General features: G+C 70.0%; 17 protein-coding genes and 1 tRNA gene. 12 read left to right on the forward strand and 6 right to left on the reverse strand.

All coding sequences use genetic code 11. The features are described 5' to 3' along the window. Positions 1 to 14 precede the first annotated feature (14 nt). From FHX45_RS19845 to FHX45_RS19865, 5 genes are all read left to right on the forward strand, one after another. Complete coding sequence (locus FHX45_RS19845; protein WP_167109226.1) at positions 15 to 812, forward strand: DeoR/GlpR family DNA-binding transcription regulator; 798 nt, start codon at positions 15 to 17, stop codon at positions 810 to 812. After that, entirely contained in the window at positions 809 to 1,894 is a 1,086-nt protein-coding gene (gene galT / locus FHX45_RS19850) for a galactose-1-phosphate uridylyltransferase (RefSeq protein WP_167104113.1), read from the forward strand. Before FHX45_RS19845 ends, galT begins: the two co-directional genes overlap by 4 nt. Positions 1,895 to 1,969: 75 nt before the next feature. Beyond that, a complete protein-coding gene (locus FHX45_RS19855; protein WP_167104116.1) occupies positions 1,970 to 3,331 on the forward strand; it encodes a trypsin-like peptidase domain-containing protein in 1,362 nt (453 codons plus the stop codon). 810 nt (positions 3,332 to 4,141) lie between these two features. Further along, entirely contained in the window at positions 4,142 to 4,642 is a 501-nt protein-coding gene (locus tag FHX45_RS19860) for a MogA/MoaB family molybdenum cofactor biosynthesis protein (RefSeq protein WP_167104119.1), read from the forward strand. Beyond that, positions 4,642 to 4,818: a hypothetical protein gene (locus tag FHX45_RS19865; RefSeq protein WP_167104122.1), complete on the forward strand. Its 177-nt coding sequence runs from the start codon at positions 4,642 to 4,644 to the stop codon at positions 4,816 to 4,818. Before FHX45_RS19860 ends, FHX45_RS19865 begins: the two co-directional genes overlap by 1 nt. Positions 4,819 to 5,060: 242 nt before the next feature. Here the strand turns inward: FHX45_RS19865 and mscL are convergent, their stop codons facing one another. From mscL to FHX45_RS19885, 4 genes are all read right to left on the reverse strand, one after another. After that, complete coding sequence (mscL, locus tag FHX45_RS19870; protein WP_167104125.1) at positions 5,061 to 5,495, reverse strand: large-conductance mechanosensitive channel protein MscL; 435 nt, start codon at positions 5,493 to 5,495, stop codon at positions 5,061 to 5,063. A gap of 24 nt (positions 5,496 to 5,519) precedes the next feature. Beyond that, positions 5,520 to 5,996 carry a hypothetical protein gene (locus FHX45_RS19875; RefSeq protein WP_167104128.1) on the reverse strand — a complete coding sequence of 159 codons (477 nt, stop codon included), beginning with the start codon at positions 5,994 to 5,996 and terminating at the stop codon, positions 5,520 to 5,522. A 136-nt stretch (positions 5,997 to 6,132) separates the two neighbouring features. Next, a complete protein-coding gene (locus FHX45_RS19880; RefSeq protein WP_167104131.1) occupies positions 6,133 to 6,453 on the reverse strand; it encodes an FmdB family zinc ribbon protein in 321 nt (106 codons plus the stop codon). Between the two features lie 69 nt (positions 6,454 to 6,522). After that, positions 6,523 to 7,134 carry a 5-formyltetrahydrofolate cyclo-ligase gene (locus FHX45_RS19885; RefSeq protein ID WP_167104133.1) on the reverse strand — a complete coding sequence of 204 codons (612 nt, stop codon included), beginning with the start codon at positions 7,132 to 7,134 and terminating at the stop codon, positions 6,523 to 6,525. A gap of 24 nt (positions 7,135 to 7,158) precedes the next feature. Here FHX45_RS19885 and FHX45_RS19890 point away from each other — a divergent pair, with 24 nt between their 5' ends. The 5 genes from FHX45_RS19890 to FHX45_RS19910 all read left to right on the forward strand — a co-directional run bounded on the left by FHX45_RS19890 (position 7,159) and on the right by FHX45_RS19910 (position 11,038). After that, positions 7,159 to 8,061: a UTP--glucose-1-phosphate uridylyltransferase gene (locus tag FHX45_RS19890; protein ID WP_167104137.1), complete on the forward strand. Its 903-nt coding sequence runs from the start codon at positions 7,159 to 7,161 to the stop codon at positions 8,059 to 8,061. Continuing rightward, entirely contained in the window at positions 8,061 to 9,326 is a 1,266-nt protein-coding gene (glp, locus tag FHX45_RS19895; protein WP_167104140.1) for a molybdotransferase-like divisome protein Glp, read from the forward strand. The genes FHX45_RS19890 and glp overlap by 1 nt, the downstream gene beginning before the upstream one ends. 9 nt (positions 9,327 to 9,335) lie before the next feature. Beyond that, positions 9,336 to 9,995, forward strand: coding sequence for a GNAT family N-acetyltransferase (locus FHX45_RS19900; RefSeq protein ID WP_341771537.1), 660 nt, complete (start codon positions 9,336 to 9,338; stop codon positions 9,993 to 9,995). Between the two features lie 144 nt (positions 9,996 to 10,139). Then, entirely contained in the window at positions 10,140 to 10,898 is a 759-nt protein-coding gene (gene sepX / locus FHX45_RS19905; RefSeq protein WP_167104143.1) for a divisome protein SepX/GlpR, read from the forward strand. A 67-nt stretch (positions 10,899 to 10,965) separates the two neighbouring features. Then, a tRNA-Ala gene (locus tag FHX45_RS19910) sits at positions 10,966 to 11,038 on the forward strand. A 1,108-nt stretch (positions 11,039 to 12,146) separates the two neighbouring features. Here the strand turns inward: FHX45_RS19910 and FHX45_RS19915 are convergent. After that, positions 12,147 to 12,668 (reverse strand): hypothetical protein, encoded by a 522-nt coding sequence (locus FHX45_RS19915; protein WP_167104146.1) that lies wholly within the window; start codon positions 12,666 to 12,668, stop codon positions 12,147 to 12,149. Between the two features lie 132 nt (positions 12,669 to 12,800). Further along, positions 12,801 to 13,604, reverse strand: a complete 804-nt coding sequence (locus FHX45_RS19920) for a hypothetical protein (RefSeq protein WP_167104149.1) — start codon at positions 13,602 to 13,604, stop codon at positions 12,801 to 12,803. A gap of 395 nt (positions 13,605 to 13,999) precedes the next feature. On the opposite strand from FHX45_RS19920, the gene vanH reads away from it, so the two are divergent. Further along, a complete protein-coding gene (gene vanH / locus FHX45_RS19925) occupies positions 14,000 to 14,953 on the forward strand; it encodes a D-lactate dehydrogenase VanH (protein ID WP_481726034.1) in 954 nt (317 codons plus the stop codon). Further along, positions 14,946 to 15,980, forward strand: coding sequence for a D-alanine--(R)-lactate ligase VanA-Sc (gene vanA-Sc, locus FHX45_RS19930; protein WP_167104155.1), 1,035 nt, complete (start codon positions 14,946 to 14,948; stop codon positions 15,978 to 15,980). The genes vanH and vanA-Sc overlap by 8 nt, the downstream gene beginning before the upstream one ends. Positions 15,981 to 15,982: the final 2 nt, after the last annotated feature.

Consider the following 15,982-nt stretch of genomic DNA (forward strand, 5'->3'; position numbering starts at 1 on the left):
GGCGGATGGGAGCGATGGTGCTGGCGCGGCAGCGGCAGGCGATGATCCTCGAGGAAGCGCGGCGGGCCGGGGCGGTCCGCGTGAGCGATCTGGTGAACAGGCTCGGCGTGTCCGACATGACCATCCGCCGCGATCTGGATGTGCTCGCCGCCCGGGGCCTGGTGGAAAAGGTTTACGGCGGTGCCACCGCGGTGGTCGGCCCGAGCACCGAAGAACCCGGGTTCGAGGCCAAGTCCGCGCGGCAGCGGGCGCAGAAGGAGTCCATCGCGGCCACCGCGGCCGAGCTGGTCCAGCCCGGCACCGCGATCGGCCTGTCCGCCGGCACCACGACGTGGACGCTGGCACGCGCGCTCGACGGGATCCCGGGTCTGACGATCGTGACCAACTCGATCCAGACCGCCGACGTGCTGCGCGCGTCGCCGGCGCCGGATCGCACCGTCGTCCTCACCGGCGGGATCCGCACGCCGTCCGACGCGCTGGTCGGGCCGGTCGCCGTGCACAGCCTGCGCCGCCTGCACCTGGACCAGGTGTTCCTCGGCGTGCACGGCATGGCCGAGGGACCCGGCTTCACCACGCCGAACCTGAACGAGAGCGAGACCGACCGCGCGCTGGTGGAAGCCGGCCGGCGACTCGTCGTGCTCGCCGACAGCTCCAAATGGGGAGTCGTCGGCATTTCCACCATCGCCGAACTGGACGAAGCCCACGTCGTGGTGACCGACGACGGGCTTCCGGATGCGGCACGTGACGTCTTGGCCGAGCACGTGGGCGACCTGCGGATCGCCCCCGTCAACGAGGACACGGAGGAAGAGTGAGGCGGACGCTGCGCCACCTTGCCGACGGCAGGGAGATCATCTACTTCGACGAGGGTGCGGAGGCCCCGCCCCGCACGGCGGAGGACACCCGCGACCTGCCCGCGGTGGCCGCCAGCTCCGAGATCCGCCTCGACCCGCTGACCGGTGAGTGGGTCGCGATGGCCGCGCACCGGCAGACCCGCACCTACAAGCCGCCGGCCGACCTGTGCCCGCTGTGCCCGAGCAAGCCGGGCAAGCCGAGCGAGATCCCCGAGCCCGACTACGACGTGGTGGTGTTCGAGAACCGCTTCCCGTCCTTCGAGGAGGGGGCGAGCGGTGAACGGTCCACTCTCGACGATTTTGGACTCGTGCCGACCGCGCCCGGCAAGGGGCGCTGCGAGGTGGTCTGCTTCACCAGTGACCACAATGGATCGTTCGCCGGACTGAGCCGGAAGCGGGTCCGCACGGTCGTCGACGCGTGGGCCGACCGCACGACGGCGCTGTCCGCGATCGACGGGCTGGAGCAGGTCTTCCCGTTCGAGAACCGCGGGGAAGAGATCGGTGTGACGCTGCACCACCCGCACGGCCAGATCTACGGCTACCCGTTCGTCACCCCGAAGACGCGGCGGATGCTCGACGTCGCCCGTGCGTACCAGGAGGAGCACGGCCGCCCGGTTCTCGGTGACGTCCTCGCCGCCGAACGCAAGGTGGGCACGCGCGTGATCGCGCAGGGGCAGCACTGGACGGCGTTCGTCCCGCCCGCCGCGCGGTGGCCGGTGCACGTGCTGGTCGTGCCGCACCGCCAGGTCCCGGACATCCCGGCGCTCACCGACGCCGAGCGCGACGACTTCGCCGAGGTCTACCTGGACGTGCTCCGCCGCTGTGACGGGCTCTACGACCGGCCGCTGCCCTACATCGCCGGCTGGCACCAGGCGCCGGTCCGGGTCGACCGCGAGCTGGGCTGGCTGCACCTGGAGCTGTTCTCCATCCTCCGCGCCCCGGACAAGCTGAAGTACCTGGCCGGCTCCGAATCGGGCGAGGCGGTGTGGATCAACGACGCCACGCCCGAGCAGATCGCGGACCGCCTCCGGGCGCGGGCCTGAGCCCGGCGGCATACTCATGCGTGACCCTCAGGCTGGCCTCAGCCGGCTCTCAGGACCGACACGCATGGTAGGGACATGACCGAGAACGACCCCAGCGCACCGCACGACGGCGGTGCCCCGCGGGACTCCGGTGCGCAGCAGCCACCGGAGGACGCGAAGACGCCCGCACGCGGAACGCCGCTCGGCTCGGGGCCGCAGCAGCAGCCGAGTCCGTGGTCGGCGCAAGGAGCCGCGCAGGGGACCGGGCCGCAGCAGCCCGGTGGGTATCCGTGGACGCCGCCTGGCGCGCAGCAGTCGCACTCGCCGTACGCGACCGCGACCATGCCGCCGCCGGGCGTACCGCACCAACGTCGCGGCTCGGGCAGGCTCGTGGCCGGAGTCGCGGTGCTCGCGTTGATCGTCGGTGGCGGAGCGGGTGCCGCCGGGGGGTACCTGACCGCGCAGAACAACGGGAGCGCCGGCACGGCCTACAACGCGCTCAACCAGCCGGTTCCGGCGCAGCAGACGACGACGGCCCAGCCCGGTTCCGTCGAGGCCGTGGCGCAGAAGCTGTCGCCGAGCGTGGTGGAGTTGCAGGTGGCCGGGCGCAGCGGGCAGGGCGAGGGGTCCGGCTTCGTGCTCTCCACCGACGGCTACATCCTGACCAACAACCACGTCGTCGAGGTCGCCGCGAACGGCGGGCAGATCCAGGCGGTGTTCCAGGACGGAAGCAAGACGCCCGCGTCGGTCGTGGGACGCGACCCGACGACCGACATCGCCGTGGTGAAGGTCAGCGGCGTGAAGAACCTGACGCCGGTGGCGCTCGGCAATTCCGACGACCTGAACGTGGGGCAGTCGGTGGTGGCGATCGGGTCGCCGTTCGAGCTGGCCGGGACGGTCACCTCGGGCATCGTCAGTGCGCTGCACCGCCCGGTGCGGGCCGGCGGCAGCGAGGGCGATCAGACGACGGTGATGAGCGCGATCCAGACCGACGCCGCGATCAACCCGGGCAACTCCGGTGGTCCGCTGGCGAACCTGGCGGGCCAGGTGATCGGCATCAACTCGGCGATCTACAGCCCGCAGTCGTCCGGGATGGGCCAGACGGAGGCGACCAACGCCGGTATCGGCTTCGCGATCCCGATCAACCAGGCGCGGCGCACGGCGCAGGAGATCATCGACACCGGCAAGGCGACGCAGACGTTCATCGGCGCCAACGTGAGCGACGCACCCCAGGGCGGGGCCTTGATCGCCGGCGTGCAGTCCGGCAGCCCGGCCGGGCAGGCGGGCCTGAAGCAGGGTGACGTCGTGACGAAGATCGACAACACGCCGATCAACGACGCGGACGGCCTCATCGCGGCCGTGCGGACCCGCGCCCCGGGCGACAAGGTGAACTTCACCCTGAGCGACGGGCGCACCGTGCAGGTCACGCTCGGCGGCCAGCCGGTGCCGACGAACTGAGGCACTCGCGGGCCGGCTGCTCGGGGCGGCCGGTCCGGGAGGTCCCGCCGGGGCCCGTGGTTCGGGTGGCATGCGCCCGGATGGGGCCTGGGCCTGGTTCCCGCGGGATGGTCACTGCCGGGGTTGATGCGGTTGGCCCAGGAACCGGGGCGGCTCGGCCGGGACGGCCCGAGCGGGATGTGTGCCCGGGGACTGCCGGGCGGTGGGTGTGATCCGCCGGCCGGTCGGTCGGATGCGGCGTGAGGCTGGTTGTGCGGGGTGGAGATCACCCGCCGGGGTTGACGCGGTTGACGCGTGATCCGGCGGGGCGGGCCGAGCGATGCGCCGCCGTGGGCGGGGTGGCCGTGGGCGGGGCGAACGGCCCGGGGCTGGTCGAGCGGCGGAGGTGATCCGGGTGCGGTTGCGCGGGGCGGGATTGGCCGGGGCGGGATCGCCCGGGGCCGGGTGGCCGCGGGCGGCTGGACCGGCGGCGTGGCAGCCGCGGGAGAGCGCAGCCGGCGCGTTTGCCCGGCGGGAGGTTCGGATGCCCGGGGTGTGGTTCGCGGCTGGTCGAGGGGGTGACCGGCCCGGGGCTCTGGCCACGAGGGGTGGCCGGCGGGGGCGATGAGACGCTCGGCCGCTCGAGGGCGGCCGAGACCAACCTGACGGCTCGCTCGGGGGCGAGCCGCTTGCCGAGCCGCGTGCGACTGGGTCAACCCGGTCGCACGCGGCTTCTCATCTGCCGGGAAACCCGTCCACTTCGGACGGCCGGTCGGGTGTAGTGGTGACGTGCCCGCCCACGTGCGGCGAGAACCGGATACCGTGTGCCCCATGGAACGCAGTGCACAGCGGCTGGGCCGCGCGCTCGTGGTGATCGTGGACGACCGCGCGGCGCACGGCGAGCATGAGGACACCTCCGGCCCCCTGGTTCAGGAGCTGCTGGAGGAAGCCGGCTTCATCGTCGACGGCGTGGTGCTCGTGCACGCCGACACGGTGGCGATCCGCAATGCGCTCAACACCGCCGTCATCGGTGGTGTGGACCTCGTCATCACCGTTGGCGGCACCGGGGTGTCGCCGCGCGACGTCACCCCGGACGCGACCCTCGGCGTGCTCGACCGGCCCATCCCCGGCATCGGCGAGGCTCTGCGCTCCTCCGGGCTCGCCGCCGGTGCGATCGACGCCGGCATCTCCCGCGGCCTGGTAGGGGTCTCGGGCAGCACGCTCGTGGTCAACCTCGCCGGCTCGCGCGCTGCCGTGCGTGACGGGATGGCGACGCTGTCCTCGCTCGTGCCCTACGTGATCGACCAGCTCTCCGGCCTCGACGAGTCCTGATGACCGGGCAGGACCGGGAGCGTAAGCCTCCCCGCGACCGCGACCGGCGCAAGCTGGACGAGGTCTTCGGGGAGGTCCTCCCGGACACCACGTCCGACGAGCGGGAACCGGAGCGCCCGGCCCGGGACGACGACGCCTGGTACCGGGAGAACCGGCCGCCCCACCACGGCGGTTAGCGGGCTTGCCGGGCACCAGGTCGCGGTCTCGACCCTGGCGGGAACCCCGCCCGGCGGCAGGCGCGGGTGCCAGCAAACCATGTTCCCGAGCCGCCGGCCGTGCCGGTGCCCGGGCCCGGGTGCCAGGCGGCGCCTGTCGCGGCCCGTGGCCTGCTCCGCGCCCCCGCCGGGCGGGTAGCACGGCAACGGACTGTGCTGATGGCACCTGCTCGGCGAACGGGCTCCCGGGAGCAGGTGCGGCCTCAGTCCCGGGTGGCGGTGTGGGTGGTGACCTGCCCGTTGGAACTGCCCTGCTGTCGCAGCAGGTCGCGGATCTCCGTCAACAGCTCGACGTCCGTCGGCTCGGCGGGGCCCGCCTCCTGGCCGCGCTTGCGGCGCTCCTGGATCTTCTTCATCGGCAGGACCAGCAGGAAGTAGACCACGGCCGCGACGATCACGAAGTTGATGGCCGCGTTGATCACGCCCCCGAAGTCGAGGAACGTCGAGTCGTTGCCGCCCAGGACGTTGAACCCCAGCCCCTTGGCGGCCTCGGTGCCGCCGATGGCGTTGATCAACGGCTTGATCAAGCCGTTCGTGAAGGCCGTCACGACGGCCGTGAACGCCGTCCCGATGACGACCGCGACCGCCAGTTCGACGACGTTGCCGCGCATCAGGAAGTCTTTGAAGCCCTTCAGCATGTGCACCCCTCTTTCCGGAAACGGCTAACGGAGGGTAACCGCTACCGGGTTCCGCAGTGACAGCGCCGCCACCTCCCGAGCCGTCTCCTCCGGCAAGGACAGGACGACCAGCGGCCCGTCCCGGGCGCCGGCGAGGCGGCCGGCCGCGGCGGGTGGGGACCGCACGGTGAGCACGGTGGCCATGCTGGCGAGGACTTTCCTGGCTTGCGCGGACTCGTCGACGGTGATCACGTCGACCCGCATCCCGGGCATCAGCAGCGCGGCCACGCCGGTGTCGGCGAGCCGCACGGGCACCGCGGCGAGTGCAAGATCACCCGTGAAGGGGGCGGGTGCGGACGGTGGTGGCGGCGCGGCCCGGGGCTCGGCTCCGTCCGGGCGCGCGGCCAGGACCGCCGCCGTGATCAGCAGACCTGCGGCGACCAGCTTCCGCAGCCGGTGCCAGCGGCGTCCGCCCAGACGGAGCCGGAGCCGGTTCGTACGGGCACGCGGATCGAAGCGCATGGCGAAGCACCCCCAGTTGTCGGCGCCGGCGGCGGTGTGCCACCGACGACAGCGACGCTAGGGGTGCTGACACCCGGCGGGAAAGACGCGGATCTGGCAGCTGTGGATAACTGGGTGCTTGTGGATAACTCGACGGTCAGGAAGCCGCCGCGGCCGCGGTTGTCGTACCGCTCGACGAGGATGAGGACGCGGAGCTGCTCTTGCTCTCGCTGGACGTGCTCGACGAGCTGGACGAGCTGGACGAGGAGGTGGACGACGATGGCGACGACGCTGACGACGACGAGCGCGAGTCGGTCCGGTAGAAGCCGGAGCCCTTGAAGATCACGCCGACCGCTCCGTAGAGCTTGCGCAGGGGGCCGGTGCACTCCGGGCACTCGGTCAGGCTGGCATCGGAGAACGACTGCACGGCCTCGAAACGGTGGCCGCACTCCTTGCAGGCGTACTGGTACGTGGGCACAGGTGCTCCTTCGCGCATTGGCACTCGATCCGCAAGAGTGCTAACGCAATTGTGCTGGACACCATTCCCTCAGCGCAAACAAGGGTTGGTCACAGGAAGCGGCACGTGCCCGCGCCCGGGGGTGAGCGCGCCGGTCATGAGCACGTCGTGGTGCTCGGCGGGCAGGTGTTCCACCAGCTCGGCGTCCCGGACGACGGCCACCAGGCCGGCGCCCGGCGCGGCGTGGGCGAGGGACCGGTCGTAGTGACCGGCGCCGCGGCCCAGACGCACCCCGCGGCGGTCGACGGCCAGGGCCGGAACGAGCACCAAGCCGGCCCCGGCCAGCGCGTCCGCGCCCAGGCGCAGTCCGGTCGGCTCCAGGATCTGCCGGAACCTGCCCGGGGCCAGGCTCGCGGTGCCGGTGTAGTCCGCCCAGTCCAGCGGGCCGGGCGCCGCGGGAATCACCGGGAGCAGCACCCGTGTGCCACGCCCGCGGAGCAGGTCGAGCAGGCCGATCGAGCCCGGTTCGGTGCCGAAGGGGACGTAGCCGCACACGGTGTCGGGCAGTGACATCGCCAACAGGGCGCGGCCCAGCGCGGCGGCCTCGGCGACCCGTTGCTGCACGGAGGCGGCGGCGCGCGCCGCGGACAGCTTCGCGCGCCACTCGGCCTTCGTCACTTCGTCGTTGCGCTGCGCACCCATGTACGCAGGTTAGGCTTGGCGCCTATGACGGGCGCCTTCGACAACCACTCGTTCCGAACCGCTATCGTCCCGGCCGCCGGCCTGGGGACGCGGTTCCTGCCGACCACCAAAGCGGTTCCCAAGGAGCTGCTCCCGGTGGTGGACACCCCGGGCATCGAGCTCGTCGCGAGCGAAGCCGCGCAGGCCGGAGCGAAACGCCTGGTGATCGTCACCTCCCCGGGCAAGGAGTCGGTGGTCAGCTACTTCCGGCCCGCCCCGGAGCTGGAGGCGAACCTCGAGCGCAAGGGCAAGTCCGCGCTGCTGGAGAAGGTCCGCCGCGGACCGGAGCTGATCGACGTCGAGGTCGCCATCCAGGAGGAGGCGCTGGGCCTCGGGCACGCGGTGGCGCAGGCCGAGTCGAACCTGACCGACGAGGACGAGGCCGTCGCGGTGCTGCTGCCCGACGACCTGGTGCTGCCCGCCGGGGTGCTCTCGAAGATGGCCGAGGTGCGCGCCGAGCACGGCGGCAGCGTGTTGTGCGCGTTCGACATCCCCAAGGAGCAGATCTCGCCCTACGGCGTGTTCGACGTCACCGGCACCGCGGACGAGGACGTCAAGCGCGTGCACGGCATGGTCGAGAAGCCGGCGCCGGAGGAGGCGCCGTCCACCTACGCCGCGGCCGGCCGCTACCTCCTCGACCGGGCGATCTTCGGCGCCCTGCGTCGCATCAAGCCCGGCGCGGGTGGTGAACTGCAGCTCACCGACGCCGTCGCGCTGCTGATCGAGGAGGGCCACCCGGTGCACATCGTCGTCCACCGCGGCGGCCGGCACGACCTGGGCAACCCGGGCGGCTTCCTCAAGGCGGCCGTGGACTTCGCCCTCGACGACCCGGACTACGGGCCGGAACTGCGCAACTGGCTGACCGAACGACTCGGGACAGATCGCTGATGACCGACCCCACCCCGGAGACCGACCAGGCCGAGCAGGACCTCCGCTCGGTCGACGAGCAGGTCGCCCGCGTCCTGCAGGCCGCGGTGCGGCCGCGGCCCGTCCGCGTCGCGATCTCCGAAGCGCAGGGCCTGCTCTGCGCGGAGGAGGTCGTGGCCGAGCACGCGCTGCCCGGTTTCGACCAGGCAGCCGTCGACGGCTACGCGGTGCGCAGCGTCGACGTCCGCGTCGAGGGCGACGAGACGGTGCAGCTTCCGGTGGTGGGGGAGATCGCGGCGGGCTCACGACAGCCCCGGCGGCTGCAGCCGGGACAGGCGGTCCGGGTCGCCACCGGCGCACCGCTGCCGACCCTGGCCGATGCCGTCGTGCCCACCGCCTTCACCGACGGCCACCCGGCCAAGGTAACCGTGCACCGGTCGGTGCCGTCCGCGGCCTACGTGCGGCGCACCGGTGAGGACGTGCAGATCGGCGACGTCGCCGTCCGGCAGGGCGACACCATCGGTGCGGCGCAGGTGGGGCTGCTCGCTGCGGTCGGCCGCGCCAAGGTGCTGGTCTACCCGCGGCCGCGCGTGTCGATCGTCTCGGTGGGTGACGAGCTGGTCGACGTGGACCGCACCCCGTCGACCGGTCAGGTCTACGACGTGAACTCCTATGCCCTCGCCGCGGCGGCGCGCGACGCCGGTGCCGAGGTCAGCCGGGTCGGGATCGTGCCGAGCGATCCGCGGCGGCTGCGCGAAGTGGTCGAGGGCCGGCTGCTGATGTCCGAGGTCGTGGTGGTCGCGGGCGGCGCCGGGGGCACCGCGGGGGACGAGGTGCAGGCCGCCCTGTCCGACCTCGGCGAGATCGACATGACCCGGGTGGCGATGCACCCGGGGTCCGCGCAGGGTTTCGGGCGGCTCGGGCCGGACTCGGTGCCGACGTTCCTGATCCCGGCCAACCCGATGAGTGCCCTGGTCGTGTTCGAGGTGCTGATCCGGCCGCTGATCCGGGCGGCGCGCGGCACCCGCAACCCGCATCGCCGCACGGTCGGCGCGCGGCTGCTGTCGCCGGTCTCCTCGACCAAAGGACGTCGCGGTTACCTGCGCGGGCAGCTGCTGCGGGACGAGAGCACCGGTGAGTACCTGGTGCAGCCGCTCGGCACGTCCGGCGCGCACCTGCTCGCGTCCCTGGCCGAGGCGAACTGCCTGATCAACGTGGACGAGGACCTCACCGAGGTGCCCGCGGGTGAGCAGGTCAAGGTGACCTTCCTGGCCCAGCGGGGTTAGAACTGTCCGGTGCAGCCCGCAGCGTATGACCTGGAGTCCCGGCACCCCGGGTGGCCGGCCCGGCTCGGCCCGCTCCGCGTGGCGGCCGGCGAGGTCGCGGTGCGGCCGATCCGCCTGCGCGACGCCGGCGACTGGAGCCGCATCCGGCTCCGCGACCAGGAGCACCTCGAGCCGTGGGAGCCGACCGGGCCGGGGCCGTGGCGGGACCGCAACAGCTACTGGTCCTGGCCCCCGCAGTGGACGGCGCTGCGCTCGCTCGCCCGGCGTGGTCAGTGCCTGCCGTACACGATCACCGTCGATGGCGCGTTCGCCGGGCAGATCACGATCGGCAACGTGATCCGCGCCTCACTGCGTTCCGCGTGGGTCGGGTACTGGGTGTCGTCGTCCGTGGTCAAGGGCGGGGTGGCCACCGCTGCCGTGGCGCTGGTCGTCGATCACGCGTTCACCTCCGCCGGGCTGCACCGGATCGAGGCGACCGTCCGGCCGGAGAACACGCCGAGCATCAAGGTGCTGACCAAGGCCGGGTTCCGGCAGGAGGGCCTGTTCCGGCGGTACCTGGACGTGGCCGGTGACTGGCGGGACCACTATTGCTACGCGATGACCGTGGAAGAGAGCGGCCCCGGGCTGGTCGCGCGCCTCGTCGCCACTGGCCGCGCCGACTACCGGTGACCCCGGGTCGTTAGCCGGCTGTGGCAAGGTTCACCGAATCAAGTGACCCTTTTTCCGTTCCCCGGCGGCGTGGCAACGTCCCTTCTGTTACTCCTGTGACTAGCGTGACGACATGTAGCAGTGAACGGGGGAGGTGAGAGGGGATTGCCCAGCTCGCTGATCATCGTCGCCTTGGCCGCGGCCTGGCTGGTCGTGCTCGTGCCCATGGTCGCGCGCAAGCGCCAGGCGGTCACGCAGACGGCCGATGCCGAACTGGCCGCCCGCGTGGTCCGCAGCGGCGGCGGCGCCGACGATGCGGAGGAGGAGTTCGCGATGTCCGAGACCACCCAGCAGGTCGCCGAGACCGACGACGACGTCGACTACGACGACGTCGAAGAGTACGACGAGGACCCGGTGCGCGGGTACGAACAGCCGTCCGAGCGTCGTTACCGGCCCGGGCGTGGTGGCTTCGACCCGGAGGCCGCCGAGATCGCGGCACGCGCCAAGTACGCGTTCCGCCAGCGGGTCGTCCTCTGCCTGTTCCTGCTCGCGGTCGTCACCGCCGCGGGGGCCGGCTTCCTGGCCTCGTCGCTGTGGTTGCTGCACGGGTTCGTGGACCTCGTGTTCGTGGGCTACCTCGCCTACCTGCGTCGCCAGGTCCGCATCGAAGCCGAGATCCGCCAGCGGCGCATGGCCCGGCTCGGCGCCCGCTCCGCGACCCGGGCCGCCCGCCGCGAGCGGCCGGTCGAGGACTTCGAGGTCGTCGAACCCGCGCGCGAGGTTCCGGGTGTCGAGCGCCGGCCGTCACCGGCCTCCCGCATCCGCGGGCGCGCGGTGGTCGTCGACGTCGAGGACGAGGACCCGGCGTTCCACGACCTGGACGACCCCGACCAGCTCCCGTTCCGGCGCGCGGTCGGTGAGTAGACCCCCCTCGTTGATCACCTCCGCCGGGTTGCTATGCTTCTGGAGCTTCCTTCGGGAAGTCCAGTAAGGGGCTGTAGCGCAGTTGGTAGCGCGTCTCGTTCGCATCGAGAAGGTCAGGGGTTCGATTCCCCTCAGCTCCACCCTAGAGGTCGTACTAGAACAAGTGCCTAATTGAAGGCCAGCAAGGACCACCCGCATCGCGGGTGGTCCTTTTGTTCGTGCCCTCGGCGCTGTTGGTCGTGGCAGCGTCGGTAGTGAGCTGTGCCGTGATCTGCTCCGCAGCAGGCGCGCGGACCTTTCTGCTCGCCGAGCACGGCGTCGATCTGGTCGCGCATGTCAGCGATGAACGGCTGGCTGAGGCGAATCGCGGAGTAGCGGCGCTCAACCGCGTCCTCGACGAGCGTGACAAGGCCGCGGGCGTGGTCCTGCTCAGCGGTCGCGGGCGGCGAAAGTCGGGGATGCCTACTGGATGGTCATCGCCATCCAGGCGGAGAAAGCGCTGCACGCCGGCGATGCGCTCTTCGCCGCCTGGCGTGACCACCACACCCTGCAGCGCCCACCGCGGTCCGGCCGCCCGCACCGTCCTCGGCAGCAGCCCGTGGATCTGGACGGTGCGGCGGGGATTCTTGGCGTGTCCGGCCGTCGCCTGCGGCGGGCAGCCAAGCGCGGGGAGTTTCCGCTGGTGGACCGCCTCGAGGACCGGGACTGCTGGAATCGGCGAAGACCTCTGGACTTGGGCCGCGGGGGCGGCGCCCTACCGTGTGGCTGTGATGCCGATCGAGTACTGGGCGACGAACGCCACCCCGGCAGCGTTCGTGCAGGCCCGCGAGATCCCCGGCGGGGTCGTGCATGACTCTTGCCTGCGTGAGGTCCCGCTGAGCATCCTGTGGCCGCTGCCCGATCAGGCCAGCCCGAACTCCAGTGCGGCGCTGCGGGGCAGCTGGGCTCCGCAGGTCGTGGAGGTCGGCATCGGCGGCTCGTCGGCCTTCTCCCGTGTCTCTTGGTCTGCCCCCATGTGTCCCCCGACCTGTGCGGCAACGGCCGTGACGACCTCCTCGGTAACGTGCACGTACCGCTTGGCCACGGCCTCGGTTCCAAGCGACGGGAAGATGGCCTGACTGCTACCGACCCGGGCCGCTTGCTGTGGAGGGAGCGAGTTGATCTCACGTGAAATTCTGTGGGATCAACTCAATCGATGAAGCAGCCGACCTGCTGTTCTTGGCGAAGAGATCGGGCGATCATTCGCGCTCAGCCGCCGCTCGTTTCCTTGCCGAGGCACGGGGTTCTCATGTCGATCGAGACATTTGGAGCGCCAACCCGTGCGTGCAGGGTGACCGTGATGCCCAGTTCTTTCCTGGTCATCAAATACTCGATCGCCACCCTCTGGTCGCCCTGCATCAAGTCGGTTCTGTAATCGACGTCGTCGCGAATGGTATAACCAAACGTATTCAACGCCCCTGACCACCGCATGACGTCGGGGTGTACACCGTCTGGGGTTTTGGTGGTGGTGTTCCAGGTGGCGCGGAAGACACGTTTGAACGTCGCGGGCTCATCCCCATTCCTCGAACACGGGATGTCGGTGTCGCCCTTCACCTCGATCTGCAGGTCGGGGGTATCTCTTTCTACTATCAGCGCGTGAGCGTCGGCGACCAGCTGCCAGCCGACTTCGTCGATGCTGTGATTGACGCTCTCGTTGGCGCTCTCGGGCCCGCTGCAGGCTGTAGCCAGTACCGTGACCGCCAATATCGATCCTGACCAAACCTTGTTCACATTCCCTACCTTCAGAGGCGTATCAGTGACATGTCCGTGAGTCGGCCGTGTGTGGGGTGGGTAGGGCGAGCTTGCCCCGACCCTGGTGGCGACAGGCTGTGTCGTGGCGACGTTGCTGGAGAGAGATCAGCTTCACCGGCACGGTTCGTAGTTGGTGACCATCCAGCCGTTGTCGTACTGCTGCTCGAACTCGAACACCCCGAGCTGCGGCCCGTCATTGTCGTACCGGTCGGTGCCCGGGCTGGAGAACTCCAGATGGCAGGCGTCAAGCCGCGCGCGACCGGGGCCGAGGTCGATCTGAGATTCGTACGGGACCCCCTTGACGGACCCGTCAAAGTTGGAGATCCGGGGCTGCAGGTTCGCCAGCACGTCCTCGCAGTCGGCCGCGCCGTGCGCCCGCGCGAACTGCTGCTCGGCGGCTGGGCTGAACATGAAGCAGACCATGTAGCGTTTCGCCGGGGTCACCATGCCATCGATCAGCTCCCACATGGCATTCCCCGGCGAGCTCGGGTACAGCATGGACAGTTGGTAGCGCCGATACTCGGCCACTCGGGCCGCCTTCCGGTCGGGCTCGCCAGCCAACCAGTGCACTCCGCCGAGGATCAGGACACCCCCGAGCGCCAGGGCTATGATCGGCACCCACTTGCGCCGGCCGGACCGATGCCGGCGGATGGACACACCGCCGGTCGCGGCGATGGCCAGCCCCCAGGCCAGTGCGACCAGGCCGCCGGGCACCTCGGGCATGAGCGCCCGCGCGGCCAGCAGGAGCCCGGCGACCAGGCCCCAGGTCTCGTCCACCCGGCGCCGGACGGGCGGCAGGCTCACCACGACCAGCGGAGCCAGGAACCAGAGGCGGGCCGGGCGCCAGTCCCAGTCCGACCACCAGAACAACAGGAACGCCAGCACGAACGTGCCCAGCAGGGCCCGCTGTCGCACCTTCCGCCCAGCTGGGCCCCGGCTCGGTGCGCCCTGGACCTGCTGGCTCGACGGATGATCCCCCATGACCATGCCTCCATACTGCCCGATCAGGCGATCATGGCAGAGGGCTCTTCTCCCGGATCCAGTACGTGACTACGCACCTCGCCAGAGCTCCTGACCAGTGCGAATTCCGCTCTGACCAGGACCGGCAGGACGCGGTCAACTGACCGGGCGCGGATGTCACGAAGTTACCGGTCGGTAACGTATCGCCCGCATATGGAAAATCAGATACGGCCCGGCAACACCCCACCGTCTTGACTGGCGGCATGAGCTACCGCGAGCCAGCACGAACAGTGGCCCGCCGCACCCGGTCGCTGGCGTCCTCGTCCACCTCGGCCGTCCCGGAAACGGGAATCACGATCTACGGCTGCGGCCGGGACGAGGCTCTTGTGTTCCGCGAGATGGCACCTCGCTTCGGTGTCGTGGCCACCATCACCGAGGCGGGGGTGTCCGAGGTCAATGCCGGACTGGCATCCGGGAACCGGTGCATCAGCATCGGTCACAAAACCCGGGTCACCAATTCCGCTCTTCTCGCGCTCAGCCACGTCGGCGTGCGGTACATCTCCACCCGTAGCATCGGGTACAACCACCTCGACGTGGAATACGCGGAGAGTGTCGGCATTTCCGTTGAGAATGTCTCCTATTCGCCCGACAGCGTGGCCGACTACACGCTGATGCTGATGCTGATGGCCGTGCGAAACGCACAGTCGATCATCCGCCGGGCGGATCGTCATGACTACCGGTTGACCGAGGTGCGCGGGAAAGAGCTACGCGACCTGACCGTCGGGGTGATCGGCACCGGACGCATCGGCGCCGCGGTCGTGGACCGGCTGCGCGGTTTCGGCTGCCGGATCCTTGCCTGTGACAACAGTCCCAAGGCCCCTGCCGATTACGTTCCCCTCGATGAGCTGCTGCGGCACAGCGACATCGTCACGCTGCACACACCGCTCACCGCGGATACCCACCACCTCCTGGATCAGCGGCGCATCGGGCAGATGAAACACGGCGCGTTCGTCATCAACACCGGACGCGGTGCGCTCCTTGACACCGCGGCTCTGGTTTCGGCGCTGGCGGACGGCAGGCTGGGTGGTGCGGCGCTGGACGTCCTCGAAGGCGAGGAAGGAACGTTCTACGCCGACTGCCGGGACAAACCCATCTGCAGCGAACCGTTGCTGCGGCTGCACGAAATGCCGAACGTGCTCATCAGTCCACACACCGCCTACTACACGGACCACGCCCTCCGCGACATGGTGGAAAACTCTCTCGCCAACTGCCTGAAATTCGAAAGCAGGAACCAGCATGGATAGGTTGCAGGTCGGAATCATCTTCGGGGGCTGTTCCGAAGAACATCCCGTCTCCGTCAAATCCGCGCGAGAGGTCGCAAAACACCTCGACACCGAGAAGTATGAACCGTTCTACATCGGGATTACCCGGAGCGGTACGTGGATGCTCTGCGACGGCCCTGACGCGGATTGGGAGAACGGTGATGGCCGTCCGGCCGTGCTGTCACCGGACCGGAGCGTGCACGGATTGCTCGTGCTGGAGGACGGACAGTGCAAAACGATCGGTCTGGACGTCGTGTTGCCCGTCCTGCACGGCAAACTCGGTGAGGACGGTGCGATCCAGGGTTTGCTGGAGCTCTCCGGGATTCCCTATGTCGGCTGCGACGTCCAAAGTTCTGCCCTGTGCATGGACAAATCCCTGACCTACGCCGTCGTCCGCGGCGCGGGAATCGCTACGCCGAACTTCTGGACCGTCCCGGCGGACGAGGATGTCCATCCCGGCCGGTTCACGTATCCGGTCTTCGTGAAGCCGGCCCGGTCGGGATCATCGTTCGGTGTCAGCAAGGTATCCCGGGAAGAAGACCTGCCGAGTGCGGTGGAGACCGCACGGCAGTACGACTCGAAGGTCCTGATCGAGGAAGCTGTCGTCGGCAGTGAGATCGGATGTTCCATCCTGGGGAACGATCTGGACCTGTTCGCGGGCGAGGTGGATCGAATCGCCCTGTCACATGGCTTTTTCCGAATCCACCAGGAGGAGGCCCCGGAACGTGGATCCGAAAACTCGGCGTTCATCGTTCCCGCGGACATCCCGGCGGAGTCGCGCGCGCTCGTGCAGGAGACGGCGAAGGACATCTACCGCGCCCTGGGATGCCGGGGACTCGCGCGTGTGGACATGTTCCTCAAGCAGGACGGCAGCGTGGTGCTCAACGAGGTCAACACTCTTCCGGGGATGACCTCCTACAGCCGTTATCCGAGGATGATGGCGGCCGCGGGATTGCCGCTTGCCGAAGTGATCGACCGCATGGTGTCGTTGGCGCTGACGGGGAAGTGACG

It is taken from the genome of Amycolatopsis granulosa (assembly GCF_011758745.1).
In the GTDB taxonomy this organism is placed as follows: domain Bacteria; phylum Actinomycetota; class Actinomycetes; order Mycobacteriales; family Pseudonocardiaceae; genus Amycolatopsis_E; species Amycolatopsis_E granulosa.